The sequence below is a fragment of the Parasphingorhabdus sp. genome (genome assembly GCF_039968395.1).
GTDB lineage: Bacteria > Pseudomonadota > Alphaproteobacteria > Sphingomonadales > Sphingomonadaceae > Parasphingorhabdus.
Window position 1 is genome coordinate 421,485 of record NZ_JBDVPV010000002.1, and the last position, 24,960, is coordinate 446,444.

Below are 24,960 nucleotides of genomic sequence, written 5' to 3' on the forward strand. Positions count from 1 at the left end.
AGGCTGGTCTTATGGCAATCGGGCATCGTGATTTCTTCAAATGGCATATCTGGCTCGGCTGGCTGATCGGCGTACCAATCATATTGTGGACCGCTAGCGGGCTGTTCATGGTCGCAAGGCCAATAGAGGAAGTGCGCGGCACCCATCTGCGCGCAGAATCGGAAAGCACGGCGATAGCGTACAAGAATATTGCCCTGTTCGCGGACAATGGCGGTGCGGTCAGCGGAGCACGGCTTATTCAGCAGGATAGCCTGTCCATATGGATTGTCACTTATGAAAATGGCGAGGTCGTTCGCTACTCTGCTGCAACGGGCAGGTCGGTTCCGGAAATGACAAGGGACATGGCGAGAATAGCTGCCGAAGCGGTTTATCTTCCAGAAGAGGCTGTCTTGTCCACGCGTTTGTTTCCGGCTGACAAATCACCTTCTGATCTGCGAAGGGAAACGGCGGCCTGGCAGGTGCATTTTGCTGATGGCACCAATGTCTATATCAATGCCGCAACCGGCGAAACGCTCGCTGTTCGAACCCGGTTCTGGCGCGCTTTTGATTTTATGTGGGGTCTGCATATCATGGACTTGCAAACGCGCGAGGATACCAGCCATTCTGTTCTTATCGGCTCTGCCGCGTTGGCGCTATTGGGATCGATCCTCGGTTTCGTTATGCTGTTCACACGCCGCCGCCGCAAACAGTCAGCCGCGACCGGGATGCTCCCGTGAATAGCGCGCTGCTTTTTAGCGCCCTCGGCTGGCTCGACTTGTTCGGCATAGCGGTTTTCGCGGTGTCCGGCGCGCTGGTGGCGGCGCGCAACGGCCAGACTTTGGTGACGTTTGCCTTTTTCGCACTGGTGACCGGTGTCGGTGGCGGGACCGTTCGCGACTTGCTGATCGGGGCTCCGGTCTTCTGGGTGCAGGACAGCCGCGTTCCCATTCTCTGTCTCGCCATTGCACTGGTGGTTTGGATGACGCCGGTGCGCATTTGGAAAGCAGGCGCGGTCGACTGGTTTGATGCCATCGGGCTCGCGGCCTATTCGGTATTCGGAGCAGCCAAGGCATTGCAACTTGGGATCGACCCTGTACCCGCAGCGATCATGGGGGTTATTACGGCCAGCGTCGGGGGTGTGATCCGGGACCTGCTGGCGGGTGAACCGTCGATCATCATCCGTCCGGAAATTTACGTGACCGCCGGGGCCCTGTCTGCCTTTGCTTTCGTTGCGCTCGCGCAGACCGGAATGTCCGGCATTGTTGCTGCAGTCATCGCTTTTGTTGCTGGCTTTGCGCTCCGTGCGTTGGCGATCGTAAAGGGATTGTCGCTCCCGATCTATCGCGGTGCCGGGGACGATGCGTAAGATTTCAGCAGATCAAACAGGTCAAGATTGACGTCATATCCCGATGCGCTGGTCATCGATCCGCATTCCAGACACAGCGCCTGTACATCTTGTCGGGCCATAAGGCCCTGGGCTGTCGCCAACGCCTGGCTGAACATCAACTTTTGTTCGCGTGCAACCCAGCTGAATATGCCCGTTACCGGAGCGGTGTCGGATTTTGCGAATGGGAGACTTTCGAGCATTCCCCAACCAAATGAAGCGTCCGCTTCGAGATATTTGGCATGGTAGCTGCCCTCTTCAAGTTCCGCACGTTTTGCGGCTTCTTTCAAGGCATCATCAACACCGCCAAAACTGTCTACCAGTCCAAGCTGGCGCGCAGTTCCGCCATCCCAGACACGGCCTTGTCCGATCGTATCCACTTCTGTGGGGGTTTTGCCCCGCGCGCTGGCAACCAGCGTGAGAAAATCCTGATAGCTGTTCTCGACACCCGATTGCAGCACGGTGTTGAGATCATCGCTGAAACCGCCGACAAAATCCGGTTCGCCGGACAGCGGCGTAGTCTGCACGCCATCGGCAGTGACGCCCCATTTGCCCAACGCTTTTTCAAAACTCGGCAACACCGCAAAAACGCCGATAGAACCGGTAATTGTATCTGGCTCTGCCATGATATGATCGCCAGCCGCCGCGACCCAGTAACCGCCACTGGCGGCTACATCACCCATGGAAATGACAATCGGTATGTCTGCCTTTTTGACATCTGCCAGTGCCAGACGGATTTCCTCGCTGGCGAAAGCGGAACCGCCCGGAGAATTGACCCGGACAACTAGTGCCTTGATCTCCTCTGCTTCCAGTGCCTTGTATATCTGCTCCGATATGCGCCCGCTGGCAGCGATACCGGGCCCGGCCTCGCCGCTGACAATTTCGCCAGCAACAGTGACAACACCGATCGCAGATCCGCTGCTGGAGGGCGGGTTGGCTGCGACATAATCCTTGTAGGCGATGGTTTTGAAACTATCGGGTGAAGGCGTTTCATCTGTCCCGACCTTCTCGGCAACATGGCGACCAAAAGCCACGCGATCACCGATGGTGTCCACCAGGTTCTGGGCCTTGGCGATCTGCTTGTAATCACCTTCGGCGGCAGAGACCATCGCGGCGGGGTTTTTAGCAAAGGCTTCAATATTTGCGTCCGGCCGGGCTTTCTTTATTTCCGTCAGCCAGCTGTCCCACAATACCGCATAAAGCGCCTCCGAAGCCTCTTTTGCTTCGGGAGACTGATCCGCGCGCAAATAAGGTTCTACCGCGCTTTTATATGTGCCGACACGGTAAACATGCGCGGTTATGCCAAGCTGATCGATCAGGTTCTTGTAATAAAGTCGGCTTCCCCCGGGACCAGCGAACACAATGCCGCCCATTGGATCCATCCAGATTTCATTGGCATGGGCCGCCAGCTGATAGGCATCGTCACTATAGAAATTCGCAAAAGCATAGATCGGCTTGCCAGCGGTTTTGGCCCGGGCCAATGCCTCACCGATGCTGCTCAGGCTGGTCTGGCCTCCGCCGAGAAAGAAACTGAGATCCAGAACAATGGCTTTTACGCGGTCATCAGCGACAGATGCGTCAATTGCACCAACGACATCGCGCAATCGATATTCTGCAACATTATTCTGATTGCCACCAGTCAGGATACTGGCCAGATCTGGCTGGGCCAGCTCTTCCACGATCACCCCGTTCAAATCCAGCAACAGCGCGCCTTCATGGATCGCCGCGACGTTCGGGCGGGCCGACAACACACCATAAAGCGCGGCAAAAAACAGCAGCATTGCAATCAGAACCAGACCGTCCTTGATTGCGACCAGAAATTTCCATGCACCCTTGGCAAATTGCATTGTCGTCACTCTCCACAAAAAATGCGGCGGGCTCTAGCGAACCCACCGCATTCAATATGGATATTGTCGCCCGAAATTACCAGCGGATAAGCCGCGGAACGAAAAAGCGTCCCACAATGGCGCTTGCCAGGACCGGAAGCGTGAACCAAAGCCCGATATAATAAATGTCATTAAACGGGCAGAATATATTATAGGCTGCGGCGCCCAGAGCACCGGAAGCAATGCCGACCAGCCAGCCAGCCCGTTCCGGAGAGGTTGGCGCTCCCTGGCGGAGCCACATGGTCAATCCGCTGCCGATCACAAATGCCGACATGCCACTCACGGTCAGGCAGCGCAGGCCTTCGGACGGACGCAAGGCTTCAACCGGCGGCATGTTGATCGCACTCATGATTGCTGCCGTCAGCGGGAACAGGGCTGCGGTCACCAGCGCCCAGATCCAGCCGCGGTTGAGATTGCCGACGCCCGGGCGTGCGAGATTGACCGCAGAATAGGCCGTCGCCACTCCAAGCATCAGCAGAACACCACTGCGCAGGAAGAACATTTCGTCTGCCATACCCATCGCCAGATCATTGCGAATACCCAGAAACCACGCGACCGAGACACCGGCAAAAATGGTCAGCAAGCCTGCAACGGCCATTCCACCGGATGGTTTCAGGGAGCGCACCGGAGACAGATCGTCAACCAGATCATCAATCAGACTATTTGCTACTTCACTCATTCTATTCACTCTCGATGAGGGAACTCATCTTTTTGAGCCCCCGATGGATATTTACTTTTACCAGTGATTCCGACTGGCCGGTTTGTGCTGCAGCTTCGGCAATGCTGAGGCCTTCGATTTTGACCAATGCAATTACATCGGCCTGCTTGTCCGGTATCATGCCGAGCAGACGTTCCAGACTAACCTTGGCAGTCACGCTTTCTTCCTGCGGATCGGCGACCAGCTCTTCGTTCAATTCGCCATGTTCGTGGCGGTAAATCTTGCGCAGGCTATCAATCCAGCGATAACGGCCTATCGCCGCCAGCCAGGGCAGAAACGCCTTGGTCGGATCATAGCTGGACCGCTTGCGGTGCAGCGAGATCAGCGTTTCCTGGACCAGATCATCAATTGCCGCCGGATTGATCTTCCGCGCGAAATAGCGACGCAGCCATTTCTCGCATTCCATCAACAGGCTGGAATAGCATTGCTTGTCGCCGCCCTGGGCTTTCACCATCAAATGGCGCAATGTTTCTTCATTGGCGATCATTCATGCTCTCCTGGTCCGGATATGCTTCACGTGATTATCCGAACTTGTGGCCAAGCAGCCGGTCGATCGAGAACATGCCGCCACCACGGACAACCAGGATTCCGGCCAGCGCGACCCAGATAATATGTGTCTGCCACCAGGCTTCGGGATAGACGAAAAACTGAATGACCAGTGTCATCACGAGCAATCCGGCCGCACCGACGCGTGTAAACAGGCCGAGCACGACCAGTATCGGCAGAAAATGTTCCGCGTAGGTCGCGATCAGTCCGGTAATTTCAGGGAATGGCATGCCATATTCCTCCTGAAAGAGGAAAACTGTTGTATCGCTCATCTGTAGCCAGGTTCCTTCTTCCACCTTGGTACGTGCCGAGCGCCAGAATATTCCGGCCAGTGCGACGCGGGTGACGAGTAGCACAATAGCTTCGGGAATGGCTCCGCTCACCAGATTGATTGCCTTTTTTATCAAGTTCATCATTATCTTAACCCCTTGAATATTCTAATTATTATTTATCATTATGCCTGCTCTGATCAGATTGACGATCCGATCCATGGCGGTGGTTTCATCACCCAGTTCGATGGCGATCGTCAAAAGGTTACCCATCGTTGAAATATTTGCAATTTTTTCCGTAATATCATGGCTGACCGCGTCGACCGGGTGAAACAGGACATCTGCTTCCGGACGCGCGATAAGAAGCCCGTCCGGCGTATCGGTTCCCAGTTCGGACAATTCGGGGGACAGGTCTCCCCTCAATTTGATCAGGCGCATGGCGGGATGGGCTCCAATCGGAAAAGCCAGCAGTTGCGCCTCGTCGAGTGTAGCGATCTCCGCCAGTTCCAGCGGCGATGCTTCGCTGCTATTGTAGCTTTCTATCCAGGCCCATTCGACCCGCGCCAGATCGACTTCGGTGGCCGTCAGATTCCGGGTAGCCAGAAAACTGCCGAATTCCTGCGCAATATTGTTCATGTCGCAAGTCAGAATATGGTCTTGCTCGATATATTCCCGGGAAATGGCGTGAAAGGGTTCGTGCCCCATATGCGCATGCAATTTTGGATAGGCATTTTCCAGGGCGACCAACCGGGCATGTGAAACGGTATTGGCATGGGCTTTCAATCCGAGCAGCGCCCGTTCGTCGGTTTCGGAAAACAGCTCTGCCGGGAAATGATCCGGGCCTTGCTGGAGGCAGGCGATGAAGCGGGATTGTCCGTCAGCCAGAGAGGGCATGGGGCGCTCGCTCTTCAAAATCGCTCGATAATATGGCTTCGGCTTTGCCGACTTCGGCCATCAACACTTCATATTCGGGGATATCCGTGTCCCATTCAATCAGCGTTGGCTTGGCTCCTGCACGCTGAATGAAGCGCTGATACAGCCGCCATGTGACATTGCTGACGATTGATCCGTGATCATCGATCAGCAGAGGTCCGGATTCATGGTCTTCACGGGCATGTCCGGCCAGATGCATTTCACCGACAATGTCCGGATCAATGGCATCAATATAAGCTTCCATATCCAGACCGACATTGGTGGCTGTCACCTCGACATTGTTTATGTCGAACAACAGACCGCAGCCGGCCTGTTTGCAAAGCGCGGAAATAAAGTCTGTCTCGCTCATCTCATCATCGCAATAGCTGAGATAGCGCGAGGGGTTTTCAATCAGAATCGCACGTCGAAGTCGATCCTGCACCTTTGAGATTTGGGTGGAGAAATGATCCAGTGCTTCCTGTGTATAGGGAACAGGGAGTAAATCAGGATAGCGGTCATGGGCATTGCCGCTCCAGCTCAGATGGTCTGATACCATGGCTGGCTGATAGCGATCACAAAGGTCTGCAATCTTGTCGAGGTCATGCTGGTTTAACCCGTCGGCAGATCCCAGCGAAAGCCCGACGCTGTGAAAGCTCAAGGGATAAACCCCGGCGATGGCGGTCAGCCAACGATGCAGCGGACCGCCATCCCCGAAGTAATTTTGCGGATGCACTTCGACCCATCCAGGGCGCTTCGTTTCATCGTCGTCATTTAGCACATCATTAAAATGTACCGATTTCAGACCAATGCCACCTGATGGAGGGAGGGAGGGCGACAGAGGTGCTAACATAGCAAACGAACCGAAATTTGAGGTTGGGATTTGGGCAACATCCGCAAAACCTAACGCAAAACCGGGTTTTGCGCTATAGTTTTGAAGGTGGTTTAGCTGCGTTGTGCAACTGGCTTCTTGTTACCTTTTTTGGCTGTGAGCGAGCCGCCGGCTTTCACACATGCGCCTTTGGCGACATATTTCCAAGCATTGCCCTGATAGTTGACTGTGGAAGTTCCGGCGCAGCTGGTGCCCGGTCCTGCCGCACAGTCATTCTTGCCTTTCAGCGCAATACCGAAACATTTTTCCTTCGCGCCCGCTGCGACAGCGGTGGTTGGAGAAATCGCGATTGTTGCGGCTGCGGCCAGAGCTGCTGCTGCAGCGGTTGCCTTTACGAGTGAATTGGACATAAAATTTTCCTCTCTTGGAGATTGGGGGAATATTGCTGAACCAGCCTGTGCTGGCTCATCCTGTCATTCGCAGAGAGTCCGATTCCGGTTACAGAAAATTTCTGTCTCCGAAGACAGTCGGGCTCCAACCCTTGCAAATCCGTCAAAAAAAGATCCAAAAAAGAGTCCATTTAATCTTGACCCTGTCGCTCAAGCGCCCATATGGACCTCGTTAGCACTCGACTCTTATGAGTGCTAATTCTCATCACAGGCGTTTCTGATGGCCCAAGCAAAGGAGCTGGTCGCTGAAATGCAGGTTAGGACAAGAAAGGCAAACATATGAAATTTCGTCCACTACATGACCGTGTATTGGTTAGCCGCGTTGACGCGGATACGAAAACCGCCGGCGGCATCATCATTCCTGACAGCGCGCAGGAAAAACCTTCGGAAGGCAAAGTTGTTGCCGTTGGAAATGGCTTGAAAGACGACAACGGCAAATCGACGCCGCTCGACGTCAAAAAAGGCGACAAGATCCTGTTCGGCAAATGGTCCGGCACGGAAGTTACCGTTGAAGGCAAAGACCTGATCATCATGAAGGAAAGCGATATTCTCGGTATCATCGAGTAACCGCATTTCATTCTACCAATCACTTAATTCTCAAAAGCAGAGGAAAATAACATGGCTGCTAAAGACGTAAAATTTGGTCGCGACGCACGCGAACGCATTCTGAACGGTGTCGACATTCTTGCGGACGCTGTAAAAGTAACCCTCGGTCCAAAAGGCCGTAACGTGGTTCTCGACAAAAGCTTCGGCGCACCGCGCATCACCAAGGACGGTGTATCGGTTGCCAAGGAAATCGAACTGAAAGACAAGTTCGAAAACATGGGCGCACAGATGCTCCGTGAAGTGGCTTCGAAAACCAATGATGTTGCTGGCGACGGCACGACCACCGCAACCGTATTGGCCCAGGCGATTGTTCGCGAAGGCATGAAATCGGTATCTGCCGGCATGAACCCAATGGATCTGAAGCGCGGCATTGATCAGGCTGTTGAAAAGGTTGTCGCTGATCTGCAGAAGCGTTCGAAGAACGTAAAAGGCAGCGCGGAAATCTCTCAGGTTGGTATCATTTCTGCGAATGGCGACGTTGAAGTTGGCCAGAAAATCGCTGAAGCGATGGAAAAAGTCGGCAAAGAAGGCGTTATCACGGTTGAAGAAGCCAAAGGTCTCGACTTTGAACTCGACGTTGTTGAAGGCATGCAGTTTGACCGCGGTTACCTGTCTCCTTACTTCATCACCAACCCGGACAAGATGATTGCGGACCTCGAAAACCCGTACATCCTGATCCATGAGAAAAAGCTGACCAACTTGCAGCCGATGCTCCCAATATTGGAAGCTGTTGTGCAAGCAGGACGTCCTTTGCTGATCATTGCCGAAGATATTGAAGGCGAAGCGCTTGCAACACTGGTTGTGAACAAGTTGCGCGGCGGTCTGAAAATCGCAGCCGTGAAAGCACCGGGCTTCGGTGATCGCCGCAAAGCGATGCTCGAAGATATCGCCATCCTCACCAAAGGTGAAATGATCTCCGAAGATCTTGGCATCAAGCTGGAAAGCGTTACGCTGGGCATGCTCGGTGAAGCCAAGAACGTCACGATCGACAAAGACAACACCACCATCGTGGACGGTGCTGGCAAGTCGAAAGACATCAAGGCTCGTGTCGAAGCGATCCGTGCACAGATCGAAAACACCACATCCGACTATGACAAGGAAAAACTGCAAGAACGTCTGGCGAAACTCGCTGGCGGTGTCGCGGTGATCAAAGTCGGTGGTGCAACCGAAGTTGAAGTGAAAGAGAAGAAGGACCGTGTCGACGATGCATTGCATGCAACGCGCGCCGCAGTCGAAGAAGGTATCGTCTCAGGCGGCGGAACCGCGCTTCTCTATGCCACTGCTTCTCTGAAAGGTCTTGAAGGCGCCAATGATGACCAGACCCGCGGTATCGACATCGTTCGTAAATCGCTGCAGGCTCCGGTCCGTCAAATTGCTGAAAATGCTGGTTTTGACGGCGCGGTTGTCGCTGGCAAATTGCTCGACCAGAAAGACAAGAATTTCGGATTTAACGCGTTTAGCGACAAATACGAAGATCTCGTCAAAGCTGGCGTGATCGACCCAACCAAAGTTGTGCGCGCTGCTCTGCAGGATGCCAGCTCGGTTGCCGGTTTGCTGATCACCACCGAAGCTGCTGTTTCCGATGCACCGGACGACAGCGCTGGCGGCGGCGCTCCTGCAATGCCTGACATGGGCGGCATGGGCGGCATGGGCGGCGGAATGGGTTTCTAAATCCATACGCTCGGCTTGCGCTGAAACAAACAAGAAGGGCTGGAAGGAAACTTCCGGCCCTTTTTTGTGCCAGTAACTCCTCGGGCGTTTCCAAACCACTTCAGCTATGCCATGCAGTTGCCAACGAAACCAAATTGGCAAGGACTCGCAAATATGACCAAATTTCTTACTCTGCTATTGGCATCCACAACTTTGGCGATCGCTCCCGCCCCGGTTCAGGCAGCAGAGGCCGGGCAAGAAAAGGTCGGGGAGGCAGTTGCCGAGACAGAGAGCGACCGGCTGAACACATGGTTTGATGCAAAATTTGAAGAACAGCTGACCCTCAGTCCAATCACCCAAACCTTTTTGGGTCGGAAAACCAGCTATGACAAAATTGATGATTTTTCAGAAGCTGCGGCAGATCGTCAGCTGAAATGGATGCAGGAAGCTACGGCGGAGATGAAGCGGTCTTTTGATTATGACAAGCTTTCTGATGATGCAAAAATTTCATGGGCGATGTGGCTGTATAATCTGGAGAAAGCCGAAGCCGGCGTTCCCTATCGCCGGAATGATTACGTGTTGCACCAGTTTAATGGCCAGCAATCCTTCTTCCCAACCTTCCTGATCAATCAGCACCGGGTTGCCAGCGAAGCCGATATGGTGGCGTTTATCGAGCGGCTCAAAGGCAGTGCGCGAGCATTGGATCAATTGCTGGTGCGCGCGCATGCCAATGCAAAGGCCGGAACAAGACCGCCGCGATTTGCCTATGAAGGCGTGATCGAGCAGTCCGAAAAAATCACAACCGGCGCGCCCTTTGGAGAAGGCAAAGCTTCTGCGCTTTGGGAAGCCACGGAAGCCAAGCTCGCAGCTTTGGTCAAGGATGGCTCCCTCACCGAGGCGCGTTCCGATGAACTGAAACAACAAGCGCGAACCGTTTTGACCGGCACCGTGCAACCCGCTTATCAGCGCATCATTACCTGGTTCAAGGCTGACCTCGCCAATACCGATGCGGAGCCACGCGGTGTTTCTGCTCTCCCCAATGGCAAGGCATATTATGACTATCGCCTCGCCAACCAGACAACGACCCCGCTTACCGCAGATGAAATTCACAATATCGGCCTCAGCGAAGTCGCGCGCATTCGTACCGAGATGGAAGCGATCAAGGACAGTGTTGATTTCAAGGGTGACTTGCCGGCCTTTTTCACCTTCCTGCGCGAAGATGATCAGTTTTATTTTTCCAATGATGACAAAGGTGCGCAGGATTACATAGACGCGGCCGAAAAGCATCTGGCGTCCATAAAGAAACGGCTGCCGGAGTTTTTCGGGATATTGCCCAAAGCTGATCTGGTCGTGAAGCGGGTGGAACCTTTTCGCGAGCAGGATGGAGCCGCCCAACATTATCGCCCCGGGACAATCGATGGCAGTCGGCCGGGAACATATTATGCCCATCTGTCCGACATGCGGGCGATGCCAATCCACAGCCTGGAGGTTATTGCCTATCATGAAGGTAATCCTGGCCATCACATGCAGAACAGCATCGCGCGCGAGTTGACGGGAATTCCAAAGTTCCGGACGCAAGGCAGCCGCGCGGTTGCCTATGGCGAGGGTTGGGCGCTATATTCCGAGTTGCTCGCCAAGGAAATGGGCGCCTATGAAAACCCCTATTCTGACTTCGGCCGGCTGACGACCGAGATATGGCGCGCGATCCGGCTGGTGGTTGATACCGGTTTGCATGCCAAGGGCTGGTCTGAAGAAGAAGCGGTTGCCTATTTCCTCGCCAACAGTCCGATACCCGAGACTGCCGTACGCAGTGAGGTGCGTCGCTATCTGGTGATGCCGGGACAGGCGACCAGCTATAAAATTGGCATGATGAAAATTCAGGAACTGCGCGCCAATGCGGAAAAAGAGCTCGGCGATGATTTTGACATCAGAGGATTTCATGACACCGTTTTGGGAGGTGGTTCGGTGCCGCTGAACATATTGGAGATCATGGTCGATCAGTGGGTTGCCAAAATGAAGGCGTCCTGATCTGCTTTGCCCGCAACTTGTTGTGTTTTTTTCATTGGCTCGGACGGAAGGTAACAGGGTAAAGTCACTTTCGGTTATGAAGAGGAAAGAGACGTAATGGTCGCCAGTACATTCGAATTGTTCAAGATTGGCGTTGGCCCATCAAGTTCGCATACCATGGGGCCGATGCTGGCGGCGGCCTTGTTTGTTGAACGGTTGCACTCGGCGGGCCGCATCAATCAGGTCACACGGCTGGAGACCAGATTATTTGGATCATTGGCTCTGACCGGAAAAGGACATGCGACAGATCGTGCCGTGTTGCTGGGTCTGTCTGGCCAGAAGCCCGAAAAAATCGAACCGGATGAAGCGGATCAGCTGGTTGAAAGTATCCGTTCTCGTTCGCGGATAAAGCTGGCTGACGTTCATGAAATCGCATTTGACGAGGATGCCGATGTTGTCTTCGATCAAAAGAAGCGACTGGATTTTCACAGCAATGCAATGCGGTTCAACGCGTTTGCAGGAGATGATCTCGCTGATACCTGCGTTTATTATTCGGTTGGCGGAGGTGCTGTGCTGGACGAGACCCAGATCGGCAGCAACAATCCGGAAACCGGGCTTTGGGATGTACCGCATCCTTTCTGTTCGGGCGCCGATTTGCTGAAGATTGCCGACGAAAAAGGCCTCTCCATCGCTGATATCATGCGCAACAATGAACGGACCGGAAAAAGCGATGATGAGATCAGCGCTGATGTTCGGGCGATTGCCGGTGCGATGTCGGCCTGCATAGATCGTGGTATCCAGCAGGGCGGTGTTCTTCCCGGTGGCCTGAAGGTCAAGCGCCGTGCACCGCTAATCCATGCGCGCCTGATGGAACGTCAGGAACGCAGTCTGTCTGATCCGCTCACCATTTTGGACTGGGTCAATCTCTGGGCTCTGGCAGTGAATGAAGAAAATGCAGCAGGCGGCAAAGTGGTTACAGCGCCGACCAATGGTGCAGCTGGAATCGTGCCGTCCGTGCTGCGGTTTTACGAACGATTTGCACCCAAGGCAGATGCAAAAGGCGTCGAAACATTCCTTCTGACGGCCGCGGCCATTGGTTCACTGTTTAAAGAAAATGCCTCGATCTCTGGCGCAGAAGTTGGCTGTCAGGGCGAAGTTGGCGTAGCCTGTTCCATGGCCGCTGCCGGTCTGACCGCGGCCTGGGGCGGTACCCCGCTGCAAGTCGAAAATGCGGCAGAGATCGGGATGGAACATAATCTGGGACTGACCTGTGATCCGGTCGCCGGACTGGTGCAGGTGCCTTGTATCGAACGCAATGCGGTCGGTGCGGTCAAGGCGATCGAAGCGGCGCGACTGTCCATATTAGGCGACGGCACCCACCGGGTCAGCCTTGATGAAGTGATCGAAACGATGCGCAAAACCGGGCTAGACATGTCAGAGCGATACAAGGAAACATCACAAGGCGGTCTGGCGGTTAATCTGGTGGAATGCTAAGCCGTCCCTGAAAACAGGGGGGAATTTCGGGATGATGCGCAAACGGATTGGGATTGGGCTGGTCGGTCTGATGCTTGGATTGGTGTTTGTTGCCTGGATATTCCGTCCTCAAATTGGAGAGCGGCTGTTCGCGCAGGCGGTGGAGAATGCAATCGCTCGCGATGTGATTGGCGATTTGCCGGACGGCATGCATGTCGTCCTGTGCGGTTCCGGTTCGCCTTTTCCGGACCCAACCCGAGAGGGACCCTGTTCGGCGGTCATCATTGATGGCAAGATGTTCATTGTAGATGCGGGCGGAGGCGCTGTACGCAACCTGGGCCGGATGGGCTTGAATGCCGGACTGGTCGAAGCGGTTTTGCTCACCCATTTTCACAGTGATCATATTGATGGTTTGGGCGAACTGCTGTTTCAGCGCTGGACCGGTGGAGGACGGGATGCACCGCTGCCAGTCTTTGCTCCGGAAGGCATTGTCCCGATTGTCGAGGGAATCAATGCTGCCTATGCAGCAGATGCATCATATCGCATTGCCCATCACGGGGCGGATATCATGCCGCCCTCGGGAGAAGGCGGTGTCCCGCGCGCTTTTGGTTTTGCTGAGGGTCAGGCCGAACAGGTGATTTTTGACAGCGACGGGATAGTGATCACCATGTTCATGGTGGATCACGAACCAGTGACACCTGCGGTTGGTTACCGGTTTGAATATAAAGACCGCTCGGTCGTTTTCAGCGGCGATACTGCCAAAAGCGAAGCGGTGGAGAAGGCGTGTAACGACTGCGATCTGCTGGTTCATGAAGTGTTGAATGCCCAGATGGTTGGCAAGACGGAAAAGGCACTCCGGGATGCCGGTCGTGACCGGCTTGCGAAAATCATGTCCGACATTCCGGGCTATCATGCGACACCGGTGGAAGTTGCCGAAACAGCGAAAGCGGCTGGAGCGAAGATGCTTGTTTTCTCGCACATCGTTCCCGCTGTGCCGATCGGTTATCTGGAGGCCTATTATCTCAAGGGGGTATCTGATGCCTATGATGGACCGGTAGTGTTGGGCAAGGACGGGATGCTGTTCTCGCTTCCCGCCAATAAGAATAGTATCGAACAGGATGAACTTCTCTAGATTGCTTTGCCAGTGATCGGAGAATGCACATGGAAACCAACCGCTTCTGGCAATTGAACAGCCGACCCATAGACGATGATGTCACCAGTGCGCTGTCACTCGAGTCTGAATCCGTGCCCGACATTGCCGAGGGAGAAGTTCTGGTCAAAACGGCCTGGCTGTCGATGGATGCCGGAACCCGGATGTGGATGACGGAACGAGAAGATTCCTACCAGCCTCCGCTGGAATTGGGGACCAAGATGGTTGGTCTGGTTCTGGGACACGTGGTGCAGTCCAAAAACCCCAACTTCACCAAAGGAGATCTTGTGCGGGGGTTTGGCCAATGGGCGGAATATGCCGCTGTACAGCCGGAGCTGGCCGGGTTGGTTAAAGTCGATGACACGATTGCCGATATCAAGCAGCATTTCGGTGTATTGGGTTTTAATGGCTGGACCGCTTTGTGGGGCATACAGGAAACGGCTGCGGTCAAGGCAGGCGATAATGTACTCGTGTCAGCGGCAGCGGGTTCGACCGGTGTGCTTGCCTGTCAGGTTGCAAAGATATTGGGAGCCAATGTCTACGGCCTTGCCGGCGGTCCGGATAAATGTGCGTGGCTGGAAAATGAACTCGGCATCACCAAAGCCATCGACTATAAAAATGATGATGTTTTTGCGGAGCTGGCAAAGGTTGTTGACGGAATAGACGCCTATTTCGACAATGTCGGCGGGCCATTGCTGGATGCGGTCTTGCCCAATATGGCGATGTACGGACGGATCGCACTTTGCGGATTAATGGCTCAATATCAAGGCGACGGCCGGGGGAAGGGGCCAGTTCATTTTGATCAGATATTGATGAAACGCCTGCGCATCGAAGGTTTTTTCTCGCCTGATTTCATGGATCAGGGAGAGCGCCTCACGGTGCAGCTTGCGCAATGGATGGATGATGGCCTGATCGATACTCCCTTCGATGTGACGGACGGGATTGAGAATGTTCTTGTCGCCTATGACAAGCTGTTCACCGGCGGAAATATCGGAAAGGTTCTGGTCCGTATCGCGTCCTAAGCCTTGCGGATCCGCTGACCCCAGATCGCCAGTATCAGGATAAGCGTGGCAAAAATTATGGAGACCGTGGCGATGGCATTCCATCCACTCCAAGCATAAGCCGCGGTGCCCAGCCAGCTGGACAATCCCCCGCCGATAAACATGATCACGATATATATCGTCATCAACCTTGTCCGGATTTCCGGATCGCGGCCAAACATGATGGTACGGTTGGCGACGTCCATTGACGCACCGCCAAAATTGCTGAGCATGATCGGCAGGATGAGCAGCCAGATATTGTCGCTGGCCACAAATAGCAGCGCAGCACCCAGCCATTGGACCATGGCGAACAACACGCGCACTTTTTCCGGCCCGATCCGGTCTGCCAGCCTACCCGACCAGGGAGCGATGAATACGTTGGTGACAGCAAGCAGCGCCAGATAGCCTACGATGTCGACGCCATATCCCATTGAAGAACTGGTGAGATAGAGGCCAATTCCCAGCCAGAGAGCTATGAAAAAGCCGAAGGACAGGGCCTGCAGCAATCCTGCCAGCAGCACGTCGGGCATAGTTTTGACGATCGGCCAAAGGGACGCAATCAATGCCCCGTAGCTTTGCACCGCTTCGTCATCGTCGCGCAGTTTCTCATCCTTTTCCATGATCAGCGGGAGGATGACGAGCAACAGGAAGGTGAGGGCGGTTCCCACCCAATAGGCGGACCGCCAGCCGAAATAATGCCCGAGCACGCCGCCACCGGCCCGGCTTCCGAGCAAACCGACGGTGATCCCCGCGGTCATGATGCCGGTGACATGGCCGATACGATCCGGCCGGACGCGTTTGGTGACATAAGCTGGCAGCAAATAGGGCGCTATTGTCGCCAGGCCGAGCATCGAAGAAGCGGCGATAAACAACGCAAAGTTTTGAGACAGGGACATGGCCAGCATCGCCAGAAATTGTCCGGCAATGAACAGTGTCACGAGCTTGCGATTATTGACTCTGTCACCCAGCGGCAAAAGCAACAATATACCCAGCGCAAGGGCGAGCTGATTGAATGCGGGCACCAGTCCGAGCAGAGCGCCGTCGGCACCAAACTCATCCCCGATAGGCGCGATCAGCGGATGAAAATAATATCCATTTGCGACCGTAACAGCACAGGCCGCAGAAAACAGAAACAGCTTCACTTCGCTGATCCGGCGCGGCGTTGTTTTCGTCGAGATATTCGCGTCAGACAGATTTGGGGCTTTCGTTTGTCAGGAGATCGTGGCCATGCCGAATTCCTCGGCCCGAGTCGTCTGTTTTTTTAACTAGCGTCGATAATCTCCTCGAGACCTTGCAATGTGCTGTCATAGACCCGCTCATGCAGCATCGCGACGAGCTTGGGATCTGCCCGATCGGGATGACCACTTTTGAACGGGGGATCCGGATCATATTCCAGAGCAAGTTGAATGGCCTGCGCCAGATTTTCGCCCCCAAGTTCAGCGACAATCGTCAGCGCAAAATCAATCCCCGATGTCACCCCGCCAGCAGTGATGACATTGCCATGTTTAACCACGCGCCCCTTCTCGTAGGTGGCACCGAATTTCTGGAGCAGCGCAGTATAGGCCCAATGGGTCGTCGCCCGTTTGCCTTCGAGCAACCCTGCCGCTCCCAATGCCAGCGAACCTGTGCAGATGGACGTGACATATTGCGCGCCGGCGGCCTGATCGCGCAAAAACTGCAATGTGGCTTCATCCTGCAAGACTCCTTTTGTGCCGAAGCCGCCGGGGACGCAAAGCAGGTCTGCTTGCGGGCAATCAACAAAATTGACGGACGGCAACATTGCGAATCCGCAATCTGTCTGGATCGGTTCCATCGCTTTGGCAGCCGTGTGCATGACCGCACCCGGGATGCGTGCAAGCACTTGCGCCGGACCAGTGAAGTCCAGCTGGGTGATGTCATCAAAAAGCAGGAATACGATATGAAAGGGTTTGGGTGTGTCGGTCATGAGCATGTCTCCTTGCTGCAGAAAATGCCCAGGCGAACGGCGGTGAAAATCTGTCCGCTCCCCGGTGGTGACCCACCTTAACTCGCCAGTCGCGCACAAGGCACAGCTACCACCTCCTGATCGGCAGTTAAAGAACAGAATGCCCGGTGCAGGTTGCAGCGCATATATCAATTGATTTAAGCGCGCGATTAAATCAAGATGTACAGAACGCGAATCGCTGGTTTATGCGATCAATAAAAATGGAGAGTTACCACCCATGCATCCCTATCTGCATGCCCAGGAAAATCCGGACAAACCCGCTATCATCATGGCGGGAACGGGTGAAGTTGAAACCTTTGCCGAGCTGGATCAGGCGAGCAATCGCTTTGCGCATTTGTACCGCAGCGAGGGATTGCAAATTGGCGACACCGTGGCGGTTTTCCTGGACAACCATCCTGGCTTTTTTGACATCATTTGGGGCGCACAGCGGTCGGGGCTCTATTATGTCGCCATCCCGAGCCGGCTAACCGCCGCAGAGGCCAGCTACATTTTGTCGGACAGCGGCGCCACCATGGTGATTAGTTCCGATACCAAACTGGCGGTTCTGGATGAATTGCTGAATTTAAATCCCGATGTAACACAATATGTATACGGGGCGGATGATGACCGCGCTCTGGAGCCGGCTCTTGCTGCGATGTCCGACACCCCGATTGCCGATCAGCGCCACGGGACAGACATGCTTTATTCGTCGGGAACGACCGGACGCCCCAAGGGTGTGCGAATTCCTTTTCCCGAGAATGAGGATATTGGCCAGCCCAATGCCCTGGTCGCGATTGCCCAGGGCGCATTCGGGTTTACGCCGGGCTGCACTTATTTGTCGCCCGCGCCGCTCTATCATGCGGCACCACTGCGCTGGTGCATGACGGTGCACAAGCTTGGCGGCACGACGATCATCATGGAGAAATTCGATCCGGAACAGGCGCTGGGCCTGATCGAAAAATATCAGGTGAATGTCAGTCAGTGGGTGCCCACCCATTTCAACCGGATGTTAAAACTGCCGGAAGAGGTTCGCGCAAAATATGACGTATCGAGCCTCAAAAGCGCGGTTCATGCCGCGGCACCTTGCCCGGTTCCCGTGAAGGAGAAGATGATCGACTGGTGGGGACCGGTGATCATGGAATATTATGCCGGATCGGAGGGCAACGGCTTTACCTATATCAGTGCGCCGGACTGGCTCGCGCACAAAGGCTCTGTCGGCAAAGCACTTTTGGGTACTGTTCGCATCTGTGACGAGGATGACAATGAAGTCGCAGCCGGTGAAGAAGGGCAGATCTATTTTGAGGGCGGAAGTCCGTTTTCCTATCACAATGATCCAGAAAAAACGAAGGCGGCTTCCAACAGCCATGGCTGGACATCTCTTGGCGATGTCGGAAAAGTTGATGAAGACGGTTTTCTGTATTTGACTGACCGCAAAAGCTTCATGATCATTTCTGGCGGCGTGAATATTTACCCGCAGGAGATCGAGAATCTGCTCGTCACGCATGACAAAGTGGCGGATGCTGCCGTAATCGGCGCTCCGGACGAAGATATGGGCGAAAAGGTGGTTGCAGTGGTGCAGCCGATGGACATGGCCAATGCCACGCCCGAATTTGCGCAAGAGCTGGAGGCGCATTTGCGGCAAACACTGTCGGGCGTGAAGGTCCCGCGCCAGATTGATTTTCGTTCAGAACTGCCGCGTGAGGCGACGGGGAAACTCTACAAGCGGCTGCTCCGCGATGAATATTGGGGCAAGACAGGCAGCAAGATTGTCTGATGGAAGGCGGACTATCCTCCGATGACCTTCGCGGTTTGGCTGTGGATGGATATTTTGGCAAAGTGGTCGAGAGGGATATGGATGGCTTGATGGATAACCTCGCCTCAAATGCGATCATGGTCATTCCGCCGCTGGGCATCAGTTTTGACGGCAAGCCCGCAGTCCATCGGCATTTTGTGGAATTTCTCGATAGCTATTCCGGCATCTCCATAGATGAATTCGAATCGACGGCTGATCCCGAAAACGGGACGGTGGCGGTCCGTTTTCATATCCAGCTGACCAGCGCCGCCGATGGTACACAGACCAGCTTGCGCAACTGCAATTTCTTCCATTGCACAGTCGCCGGACAGATTGAAAAGATCGTGATCTACATGAGCGCCTTGCCGACCGAAGGGTTTGAAGCGGGCGCCCGGAAATTTGGAGAAGTCTGAAATGAGCAATATGTCAGAATTGGAAAACATCCCGACCCTTTCGCCTGAAATGGCGACGAAGGTCGTTGATCCGAATGTCTATGCGGAATGGGACGGGCTGCTCGATACCTTTGACTGGCTGCGTGAAAATATGCCGGTTGCCAAAGTCGAGATTCCGGGGGATGGCTTCGATCCCTTCTGGCTGGTCACGCGTTACGAAGACGTGATGCGCATTTCAAAGGACAATGCGACCTTCCTTAACAACCCCCGCCCTGTCGTGCTGTCTGCCAGGGAAGCGATTGAATTTTCGCTGAAAGTCACAGGCAGCAAGATGCTTGTCGATTCGCTGGTTGTGTTCGATGCACCGGTCCATCCCAAATACCGACGCCTGACCCAGGACTGGTTCATGCCGAAAAACCTGCGTGTCCTCGAGGCGGAAATAGAATCACTGGCCAAATCAACCGTCGATCGGCTGGTCGAGGCAGGCACGGAAGCAGATTTTGTGCCCCTGGTATCCGCGCCCTATCCGTTGCATGTTGTCATGCAGATATTGGGAGTGCCCGAGGCTGACGAACAGCGCATGCTTTTCCTCACCCAGCAAATGTTCGGAGGTCAGGATGAAGACCTTTCCGGTACCGGCATGAAGGACATGACACCCGAACAGATCACGCAGGTCGTCGCAGGAGCCGTGGCAGATTTCGAAGCCTATTTCGCCAAGCTGGCCGCTGAGAAACGCGCGAATCCAACCGATGATGTGGCGAGCGTCATTGCCAACGCAATGGTCGATGGCGAGCCGCTGAATGATCGGGACATGGCGGGTTACTATATCATTGTCGCCAGTGCCGGCCATGACACCACATCGGCATCCACCGCCGGAGCGATGATGGCGCTGGCGCAGGATCCCGAACAGTTTGCCCGGGTCAAGGCTGACCGCAGCTTGCTGCCGGGCATTGTCGAGGAAGCCATTCGCTGGACCAGTCCGGTTCAGCATTTCATGCGCACCGCGGCAGAAGATACGGAGATTGGCGGTCAGAAAATCGCCAAGAATGACTGGTTGATGATCAACTATGTTGCCGCCAATCATGATCCGGCGCAGTTTGAAAACCCGCGCAGATTTGATGCATCGCGTTCTCCCAATCGTCATCTGGCGTTCGGTGCGGGGGCGCATCAATGTCTGGGCCTGCATCTCGCGCGGCTGGAAATGCGGATCCTGTTCAACGAGCTGCTCGACCGCATTGAGACGCTCGAACTGGCGGGTGATCCCAAGCGCGCAAAATCGACCTTCGTCGGAGGATTGAAGACTCTGCCAATCAGATACACTCTATCAAAATGAGAGGCGCAGCGGACCTTGTAATGCGATACAAACGACTCAAATAGAAAAAGAAATATGGCAAAAATTCCAAAGGAGAGAAAAATGGTGACCCAATATAAGAATTTGATCAATGGCGAGATGATCGGCACGTCCGAGATGCTGGATGTCGTCAACCCAGCCAATGAAGAAGTGATCGGGCAGGTCCCGTCATGCGGTGAAGCGGAACTGAACAGTGCTGTCGCGGCTGCGCGCGCTGCCTTTCCGGCATGGCGCAAAAAACCCATCGAAGAACGGCGCGCGGTGGTCCAGGCCATCTCGGCAACGATCAAGGATAATCTCGATGAACTGTTCCGGCTTCTGACTGCTGAGCAGGGCAAGCCCCATGCACAGGCTCAGGGCGAAATCATGGGTGCCTCGATGATGGCCGGGGCGCAATCGACACTCGATCTCGATGATGAAATCAACGAAGATACAGACGAGCGTCTGAGCCGAACCCGCCGGGTACCCGTCGGTGTTGTCGGCGGCATTGTCCCGTGGAATTTCCCGGTCATGATGGCGGTGCAGAAAATTGCTCCGGCATTGCTGTCGGGTTGCACGATCGTGCTCAAACCCTCGCCGTTCACGCCGCTGACGACATTGCGTCTGGCAGAGCTGATCAAGGACACAGCACCTCCGGGTGTTGTCAATATAATCACGGGTGAAGACAGCCTCGGGCCGCTCATCACCAACCACCCGGATATCGACAAGATCACATTCACCGGATCGACGGCTACCGGTAAAAAAATCATGGAAGGCGCATCCAAGGACCTCAAACGCATTACGCTGGAATTGGGCGGCAATGATGCCTCCATCGTCCTGCCCGATGCCAATGTCGAAAAAGTGGCCGAACAGCTTTTCTGGTCCAGCTTCACCAATGCCGGTCAAATCTGTGTGGCGGCCAAACGCATCTATATCCACGAAGATATTTATGACGAGCTGAGCGCGGCGATCGCGGAATATGCGAAAAACGTGACTGTCGGCGACGGGGCACAGCAAGGCACGGCAGTCGGCCCCATCCAGAACAAGAAACAATATGATCGCGTTATCGAACTGGTTCAGGACGCCAAGGACAACGGCTATAACTTCCTCGTCGGCGGCGACCATGACCCGGATATCCCGGGATACTACATGCCGATCACCATTCTCGACAATCCACCGGAAGACGCACGGATTGTGGCCGAGGAACAATTTGGTCCGGTTATGCCGCTGATGAAGTTCAGCACAGAGGACGAAGCTATTTCCCGGGCCAATGCCAGTGAATATGGTCTGGCCGGTGCAGTCTGGACTGCGGATCCGGACAAGGGCGTCGAAATTGCCGAGCAGATGGAAACCGGCACCGTGTGGGTCAACGAATTCCTGCACCTGTCGCCATTCGCGCCCTTTGGTGGTCACAAGCAGTCCGGTTTCGGTGCAGAATATGGCAAGGAAGGCCTGCTCGAGTTCACCTATCCGCAGGTGATTACGGTCAAGAAAGACAATGTACCTGCTTAATTGCACAGTAGATTGAAATTCAGGAAGCCGGTTATCGCATCCGTGATAACCGGCTTTTTATTTGGCGGCTATATTGACGTAGCGGCAGTGCCAGTTTAATCGATCAGTTAAATCAGAGATTCTCTTGGAAAACAGAAGGAACAGGAATATGGCAGAAGCCTATATTGTAGACGCAGTTCGGACCGCAGGTGGTCGTCGTGGTGGACGTTTGGCGGGAACCCACGCCGTAGATTTGGGTGCCGCTACACTGGATGCTATTGCTGATCGCAATGATTTCGATCCTGCAGCGATTGAAGACGTTATCACCGGTTGTGTGATGCAGGGCGGCGAACAGTCGGGCGATGTCGGCCGCAATGCCGTTCTCGCTTCGAAACTGCCTGACAGCATCCCGTCTGTTTCGATTGACCGGCAATGTGGTTCTTCCCAGCAGTCCATCCAGTTTGCAGCCCAGGGCGTTATGTCCGGTACCCAGGACATGGTTCTGGCGCACGGCATTGAAAGCATGACCCGCGTGCCAATGGGTTCAACGTTCAAGCTGTTCAAGGATGCTGGTCTCGGCACCAACAAGAGCGAACGTCTGGAAGAAGCTTATCCGGGTGTTCAGTTCAGCCAGTTCATGGGTGCCGAAATGCTGGTGAAAAAACATGGGTTTGACCGTGGGGATCTCGATGCCTTTGCTCTTGAAAGCCATCAGAAAGCCATTGCCGCGACCGAGTCCGGCGCTTTTGACAATGAAATTGTCGCCGTGAAAGTCGAGACACCTGAAGGCGATGCCATGCACAAGGTTGATGAAGGCATCCGTTTTGACGCGTCGATGGAAAGCATTGGCGGCGTGAAAGTTCTGCAGGAAGGTGGTGCGATCACGGCGGCTAACGCCAGCCAGATATGTGATGGTTCCAGCGCGGTTCTGGTTTGCTCGGAACAGGCTCTGAAAGATCATGGCCTGACACCGCGTGCCAAAATCATTAACCTCACTGTGACCGCAGGGGATCCGGTGATCATGCTGGAGGAGCCCCTGTTTGCCACAGATCGTGCCTTGCAGCGCGCAGGCATGAAGATTGATGATATTGATCTCTATGAAGTGAACGAAGCTTTTGCACCTGTGCCGCTGGCCTGGCTCAAGCACACCGGTGCGGACCGCAGCAAGATCAATGTGCATGGCGGAGCCATTGCACTGGGTCATCCGCTGGGCGCTTCGGGCACCAAATTGATGGCGACCCTGCTGAACGCCATGGAACAAAAGGGCGCAAAAACCGGATTGCAAACCATGTGTGAAGGTGGCGGACAAGCGAACGTCACAATCATCGAACGTTTGAACTAGAATCAGAAAATACAGGAAACCAAAATGGAACTGAATGATACAATCTCAGCCGTCATTACCGGCGGTGCATCCGGCCTGGGTGCGGCAACCGCTCGGCGTCTTGCCGAAAAGGGCGTAAAAGTTGCGCTCTTTGATCTCAACGAAGAAAAAGGCGAAGCGCTCGCTTCCGAACTGGGCGGTGTGTTCTGCAAGGTCAATGTGACCGAGGATGACAGCGTTGATTCCGGGTTTGAAAAAGCTCGGGCCGCCAATGGCCAGGAGCGCATCCTTGTGAACTGCGCTGGTATCGGCAATGCGATCAAGACGGCCAGCCGATCCAAGGAAGACGGATCGATCAAGCATTTCCCGATGGATGCGTTTAACTTCGTCATTCAGGTCAATCTGGTCGGCACCTTTCGCTGTATTGCCAAATCGGCAGCCGGGATGCTGACGCTTGATCCACTCGCTGACGGTGATCGCGGCGCAATGGTCAATACCGCCTCCGTGGCCGCAGAAGATGGTCAGATCGGTCAGGCTGCCTATTCAGCATCCAAGGGCGGCGTGGTCGGGATGACCCTGCCGATCGCTCGCGATCTTTCCCGCGACGGTATTCGCGTAAACACCATTTTGCCCGGAATTTTCGATACTCCGCTGCTGGCCGGTGCGCCGCCACAGGTGCGCGATGCCCTGGGCGCGATGGTTCCCCATCCGCCGCGACTGGGTGTTCCGGACGAATATGCAAAGCTCGCATTGTGCATGATCGAAACCGGGTATTTCAACGGTGAAGATGTCCGCCTCGATGGGGGCATCCGGATGGCACCGCGCTAACAGACAACAATGAGGGCTGCGAGAAACTCGCGGCCCTTTTTGTATCCACAGGAGACGTGCATGACCGACTATACCCAGATCCTCTATGACGTTGCCGACAATGTCGCGACGATCACAATCAATCGTCCCGAGAAAATGAACGCATTTACCGGGAAGATGCTCAAGGAAATGATCGATGCGTTCGACCGGATCGATGCCGATGATGATGTCCGCGCGGTGGTCGTGACGGGAGCCGGCGAACGCGCCTTTTGCGCAGGAGCGGATCTGACACCGGAAGATGGCAAGAAGCCTTTTGCCAGCGAAGACCCGGTCGAAGATTATTCCGATCCGCGCGTGCGGGATGGCGGCGGACTACTGACGCTGCGTATCTTTCAATGTCTCAAGCCGGTTATCGGAGCGATCAACGGTGTTGCCGTCGGTGTCGGTGCGACCATGCAATTGCCCATGGATATTCGTCTGGCCAGCGAGACTGCGCGTTTCGGTTTTGTATTTGCGCGCCGGGGCATCGCTCCTGATGGTGCGGCAAGCTGGTTCCTTCCGCACATCGTCGGCCGACCACTGGCGCTGGAATGGTGTATGACGGGCCGCGTCTTTGACGCACAGGAAGCGCTCGCCGGCGGATTGGTGCGATCGCTGCACAAGCCGGAGGATCTGCTGCCTGCAGCTTATGCCCTGGCAAAGGAAATTGTCGACAATACAGCTCCGGTTTCCATTGCCCTGACCCGGCAGATGTTGTGGCAGATTCCCAATGCCGATCATCCCATGGAAGCGCACAAGATTGACAGCCGGCTTATCTATAATCTGGCGAAATCCGCGGACGCGGCAGAAGGCGTTGCGAGCTTCCTGCAAAAACGGGCGCCGGCCTATCCCAATAAAGTGTCTACAGACATGCCAGACACCTTTCCCTGGTGGGAAGAACCTGTCTATAAGTAAATCGAACCAGAG

24 protein-coding genes and 1 riboswitch are annotated in these 24,960 nt (G+C 54.7%); of the genes, 15 read left to right on the forward strand and 9 right to left on the reverse strand.

Going from position 1 to position 24,960, the window contains the following annotated elements; genetic code table 11:
* Positions 1–11: 11 nt before the first annotated feature.
* Together ABJI30_RS06190 and ABJI30_RS06195 are read left to right on the forward strand one after the other, a co-directional pair.
* Positions 12–716: a PepSY domain-containing protein gene (locus ABJI30_RS06190; RefSeq protein WP_348016311.1), complete on the forward strand. Its 705-nt coding sequence runs from the start codon at positions 12–14 to the stop codon at positions 714–716.
* Entirely contained in the window at positions 713–1,345 is a 633-nt protein-coding gene (locus ABJI30_RS06195) for a trimeric intracellular cation channel family protein (RefSeq protein WP_348016312.1), read from the forward strand. Before ABJI30_RS06190 ends, ABJI30_RS06195 begins: the two co-directional genes overlap by 4 nt.
* Here the strand turns inward: ABJI30_RS06195 and sppA are convergent.
* The 7 genes from sppA to ABJI30_RS06230 form a co-directional block, all read right to left on the reverse strand.
* Positions 1,318–3,210: a signal peptide peptidase SppA gene (gene sppA / locus ABJI30_RS06200; RefSeq protein WP_348016313.1), complete on the reverse strand. Its 1,893-nt coding sequence runs from the start codon at positions 3,208–3,210 to the stop codon at positions 1,318–1,320. The two genes, ABJI30_RS06195 and sppA, sit on opposite strands and share 28 nt — an antisense overlap.
* 76 nt (positions 3,211–3,286) lie before the next feature.
* Positions 3,287–3,928: a DUF1109 domain-containing protein gene (locus ABJI30_RS06205; RefSeq protein WP_348016314.1), complete on the reverse strand. Its 642-nt coding sequence runs from the start codon at positions 3,926–3,928 to the stop codon at positions 3,287–3,289.
* Position 3,929: 1 nt separating this feature from the next.
* A complete protein-coding gene (locus ABJI30_RS06210; protein ID WP_348016315.1) occupies positions 3,930–4,454 on the reverse strand; it encodes a sigma-70 family RNA polymerase sigma factor in 525 nt (174 codons plus the stop codon).
* Between the two features lie 34 nt (positions 4,455–4,488).
* Positions 4,489–4,929, reverse strand: coding sequence for a DoxX family protein (locus ABJI30_RS06215; RefSeq protein ID WP_348016316.1), 441 nt, complete (start codon positions 4,927–4,929; stop codon positions 4,489–4,491).
* A 21-nt stretch (positions 4,930–4,950) separates the two neighbouring features.
* Entirely contained in the window at positions 4,951–5,676 is a 726-nt protein-coding gene (locus ABJI30_RS06220) for a putative DNA-binding domain-containing protein (RefSeq protein ID WP_348016317.1), read from the reverse strand.
* Positions 5,660–6,544 (reverse strand): DUF692 domain-containing protein, encoded by an 885-nt coding sequence (locus ABJI30_RS06225; protein WP_348016318.1) that lies wholly within the window; start codon positions 6,542–6,544, stop codon positions 5,660–5,662. The genes ABJI30_RS06220 and ABJI30_RS06225 overlap by 17 nt, the downstream gene beginning before the upstream one ends.
* A 92-nt stretch (positions 6,545–6,636) precedes the next feature.
* Positions 6,637–6,933, reverse strand: coding sequence for a DUF2282 domain-containing protein (locus tag ABJI30_RS06230; protein WP_348016319.1), 297 nt, complete (start codon positions 6,931–6,933; stop codon positions 6,637–6,639).
* 318 nt (positions 6,934–7,251) lie between these two features.
* Between ABJI30_RS06230 and groES the strand changes: the two genes are divergently transcribed.
* The 6 genes from groES (at position 7,252) to ABJI30_RS06260 (ending at position 14,880) form a co-directional block, all read left to right on the forward strand.
* Positions 7,252–7,539: a co-chaperone GroES gene (groES, locus tag ABJI30_RS06235; protein WP_109355504.1), complete on the forward strand. Its 288-nt coding sequence runs from the start codon at positions 7,252–7,254 to the stop codon at positions 7,537–7,539.
* A 51-nt stretch (positions 7,540–7,590) separates the two neighbouring features.
* Positions 7,591–9,249 (forward strand): chaperonin GroEL, encoded by a 1,659-nt coding sequence (groL, locus tag ABJI30_RS06240; RefSeq protein WP_348016320.1) that lies wholly within the window; start codon positions 7,591–7,593, stop codon positions 9,247–9,249.
* A 153-nt stretch (positions 9,250–9,402) separates the two neighbouring features.
* The gene (locus ABJI30_RS06245) at positions 9,403–11,256 is read left to right on the forward strand and encodes a DUF885 domain-containing protein (protein ID WP_348016321.1); all 1,854 of its coding nucleotides are present in this window, start codon (positions 9,403–9,405) and stop codon (positions 11,254–11,256) included.
* A 96-nt stretch (positions 11,257–11,352) separates the two neighbouring features.
* Positions 11,353–12,729, forward strand: a complete 1,377-nt coding sequence (locus ABJI30_RS06250; RefSeq protein ID WP_348016322.1) for an L-serine ammonia-lyase — start codon at positions 11,353–11,355, stop codon at positions 12,727–12,729.
* Positions 12,730–12,760: 31 nt separating this feature from the next.
* Positions 12,761–13,840 carry an MBL fold metallo-hydrolase gene (locus tag ABJI30_RS06255; protein WP_348016323.1) on the forward strand — a complete coding sequence of 360 codons (1,080 nt, stop codon included), beginning with the start codon at positions 12,761–12,763 and terminating at the stop codon, positions 13,838–13,840.
* A 29-nt stretch (positions 13,841–13,869) separates the two neighbouring features.
* Entirely contained in the window at positions 13,870–14,880 is a 1,011-nt protein-coding gene (locus ABJI30_RS06260; RefSeq protein ID WP_348016324.1) for an NADP-dependent oxidoreductase, read from the forward strand.
* Here ABJI30_RS06260 and ABJI30_RS06265 read toward each other — a convergent pair.
* Both ABJI30_RS06265 and ABJI30_RS06270 read right to left on the reverse strand, forming a co-directional pair.
* On the reverse strand, positions 14,877–16,040 hold the full coding sequence (locus ABJI30_RS06265; RefSeq protein ID WP_348016325.1) for an MFS transporter: 1,164 nt from the start codon (positions 16,038–16,040) through the stop codon (positions 14,877–14,879). The genes ABJI30_RS06260 and ABJI30_RS06265 overlap by 4 nt on opposite strands.
* Positions 16,041–16,159: 119 nt before the next feature.
* Complete coding sequence (locus tag ABJI30_RS06270; RefSeq protein ID WP_348016326.1) at positions 16,160–16,843, reverse strand: DJ-1/PfpI family protein; 684 nt, start codon at positions 16,841–16,843, stop codon at positions 16,160–16,162.
* A 19-nt stretch (positions 16,844–16,862) separates the two neighbouring features.
* A riboswitch (ZMP/ZTP riboswitch) is annotated at positions 16,863–16,946 on the reverse strand.
* A gap of 153 nt (positions 16,947–17,099) precedes the next feature.
* Between ABJI30_RS06270 and ABJI30_RS06275 the strand changes: the two genes are divergently transcribed.
* The 7 genes from ABJI30_RS06275 to ABJI30_RS06305 all read left to right on the forward strand — a co-directional run bounded on the left by ABJI30_RS06275 (position 17,100) and on the right by ABJI30_RS06305 (position 24,948).
* Entirely contained in the window at positions 17,100–18,635 is a 1,536-nt protein-coding gene (locus ABJI30_RS06275) for an acyl-CoA synthetase (protein ID WP_348016327.1), read from the forward strand.
* Entirely contained in the window at positions 18,635–19,066 is a 432-nt protein-coding gene (locus ABJI30_RS06280) for a nuclear transport factor 2 family protein (RefSeq protein ID WP_348016328.1), read from the forward strand. The genes ABJI30_RS06275 and ABJI30_RS06280 overlap by 1 nt, the downstream gene beginning before the upstream one ends.
* Before the next feature lies 1 nt (position 19,067).
* The gene (locus ABJI30_RS06285; RefSeq protein WP_348016329.1) at positions 19,068–20,378 is read left to right on the forward strand and encodes a cytochrome P450; all 1,311 of its coding nucleotides are present in this window, start codon (positions 19,068–19,070) and stop codon (positions 20,376–20,378) included.
* An 81-nt stretch (positions 20,379–20,459) separates the two neighbouring features.
* Complete coding sequence (locus ABJI30_RS06290) at positions 20,460–21,887, forward strand: aldehyde dehydrogenase family protein (protein ID WP_348016330.1); 1,428 nt, start codon at positions 20,460–20,462, stop codon at positions 21,885–21,887.
* 148 nt (positions 21,888–22,035) lie between these two features.
* On the forward strand, positions 22,036–23,208 hold the full coding sequence (locus tag ABJI30_RS06295) for an acetyl-CoA C-acetyltransferase (RefSeq protein ID WP_348016331.1): 1,173 nt from the start codon (positions 22,036–22,038) through the stop codon (positions 23,206–23,208).
* A 24-nt stretch (positions 23,209–23,232) separates the two neighbouring features.
* Positions 23,233–24,015 carry an SDR family NAD(P)-dependent oxidoreductase gene (locus ABJI30_RS06300; RefSeq protein WP_348016332.1) on the forward strand — a complete coding sequence of 261 codons (783 nt, stop codon included), beginning with the start codon at positions 23,233–23,235 and terminating at the stop codon, positions 24,013–24,015.
* Between the two features lie 60 nt (positions 24,016–24,075).
* Entirely contained in the window at positions 24,076–24,948 is an 873-nt protein-coding gene (locus ABJI30_RS06305) for a crotonase/enoyl-CoA hydratase family protein (protein WP_348016333.1), read from the forward strand.
* Positions 24,949–24,960: the final 12 nt, after the last annotated feature.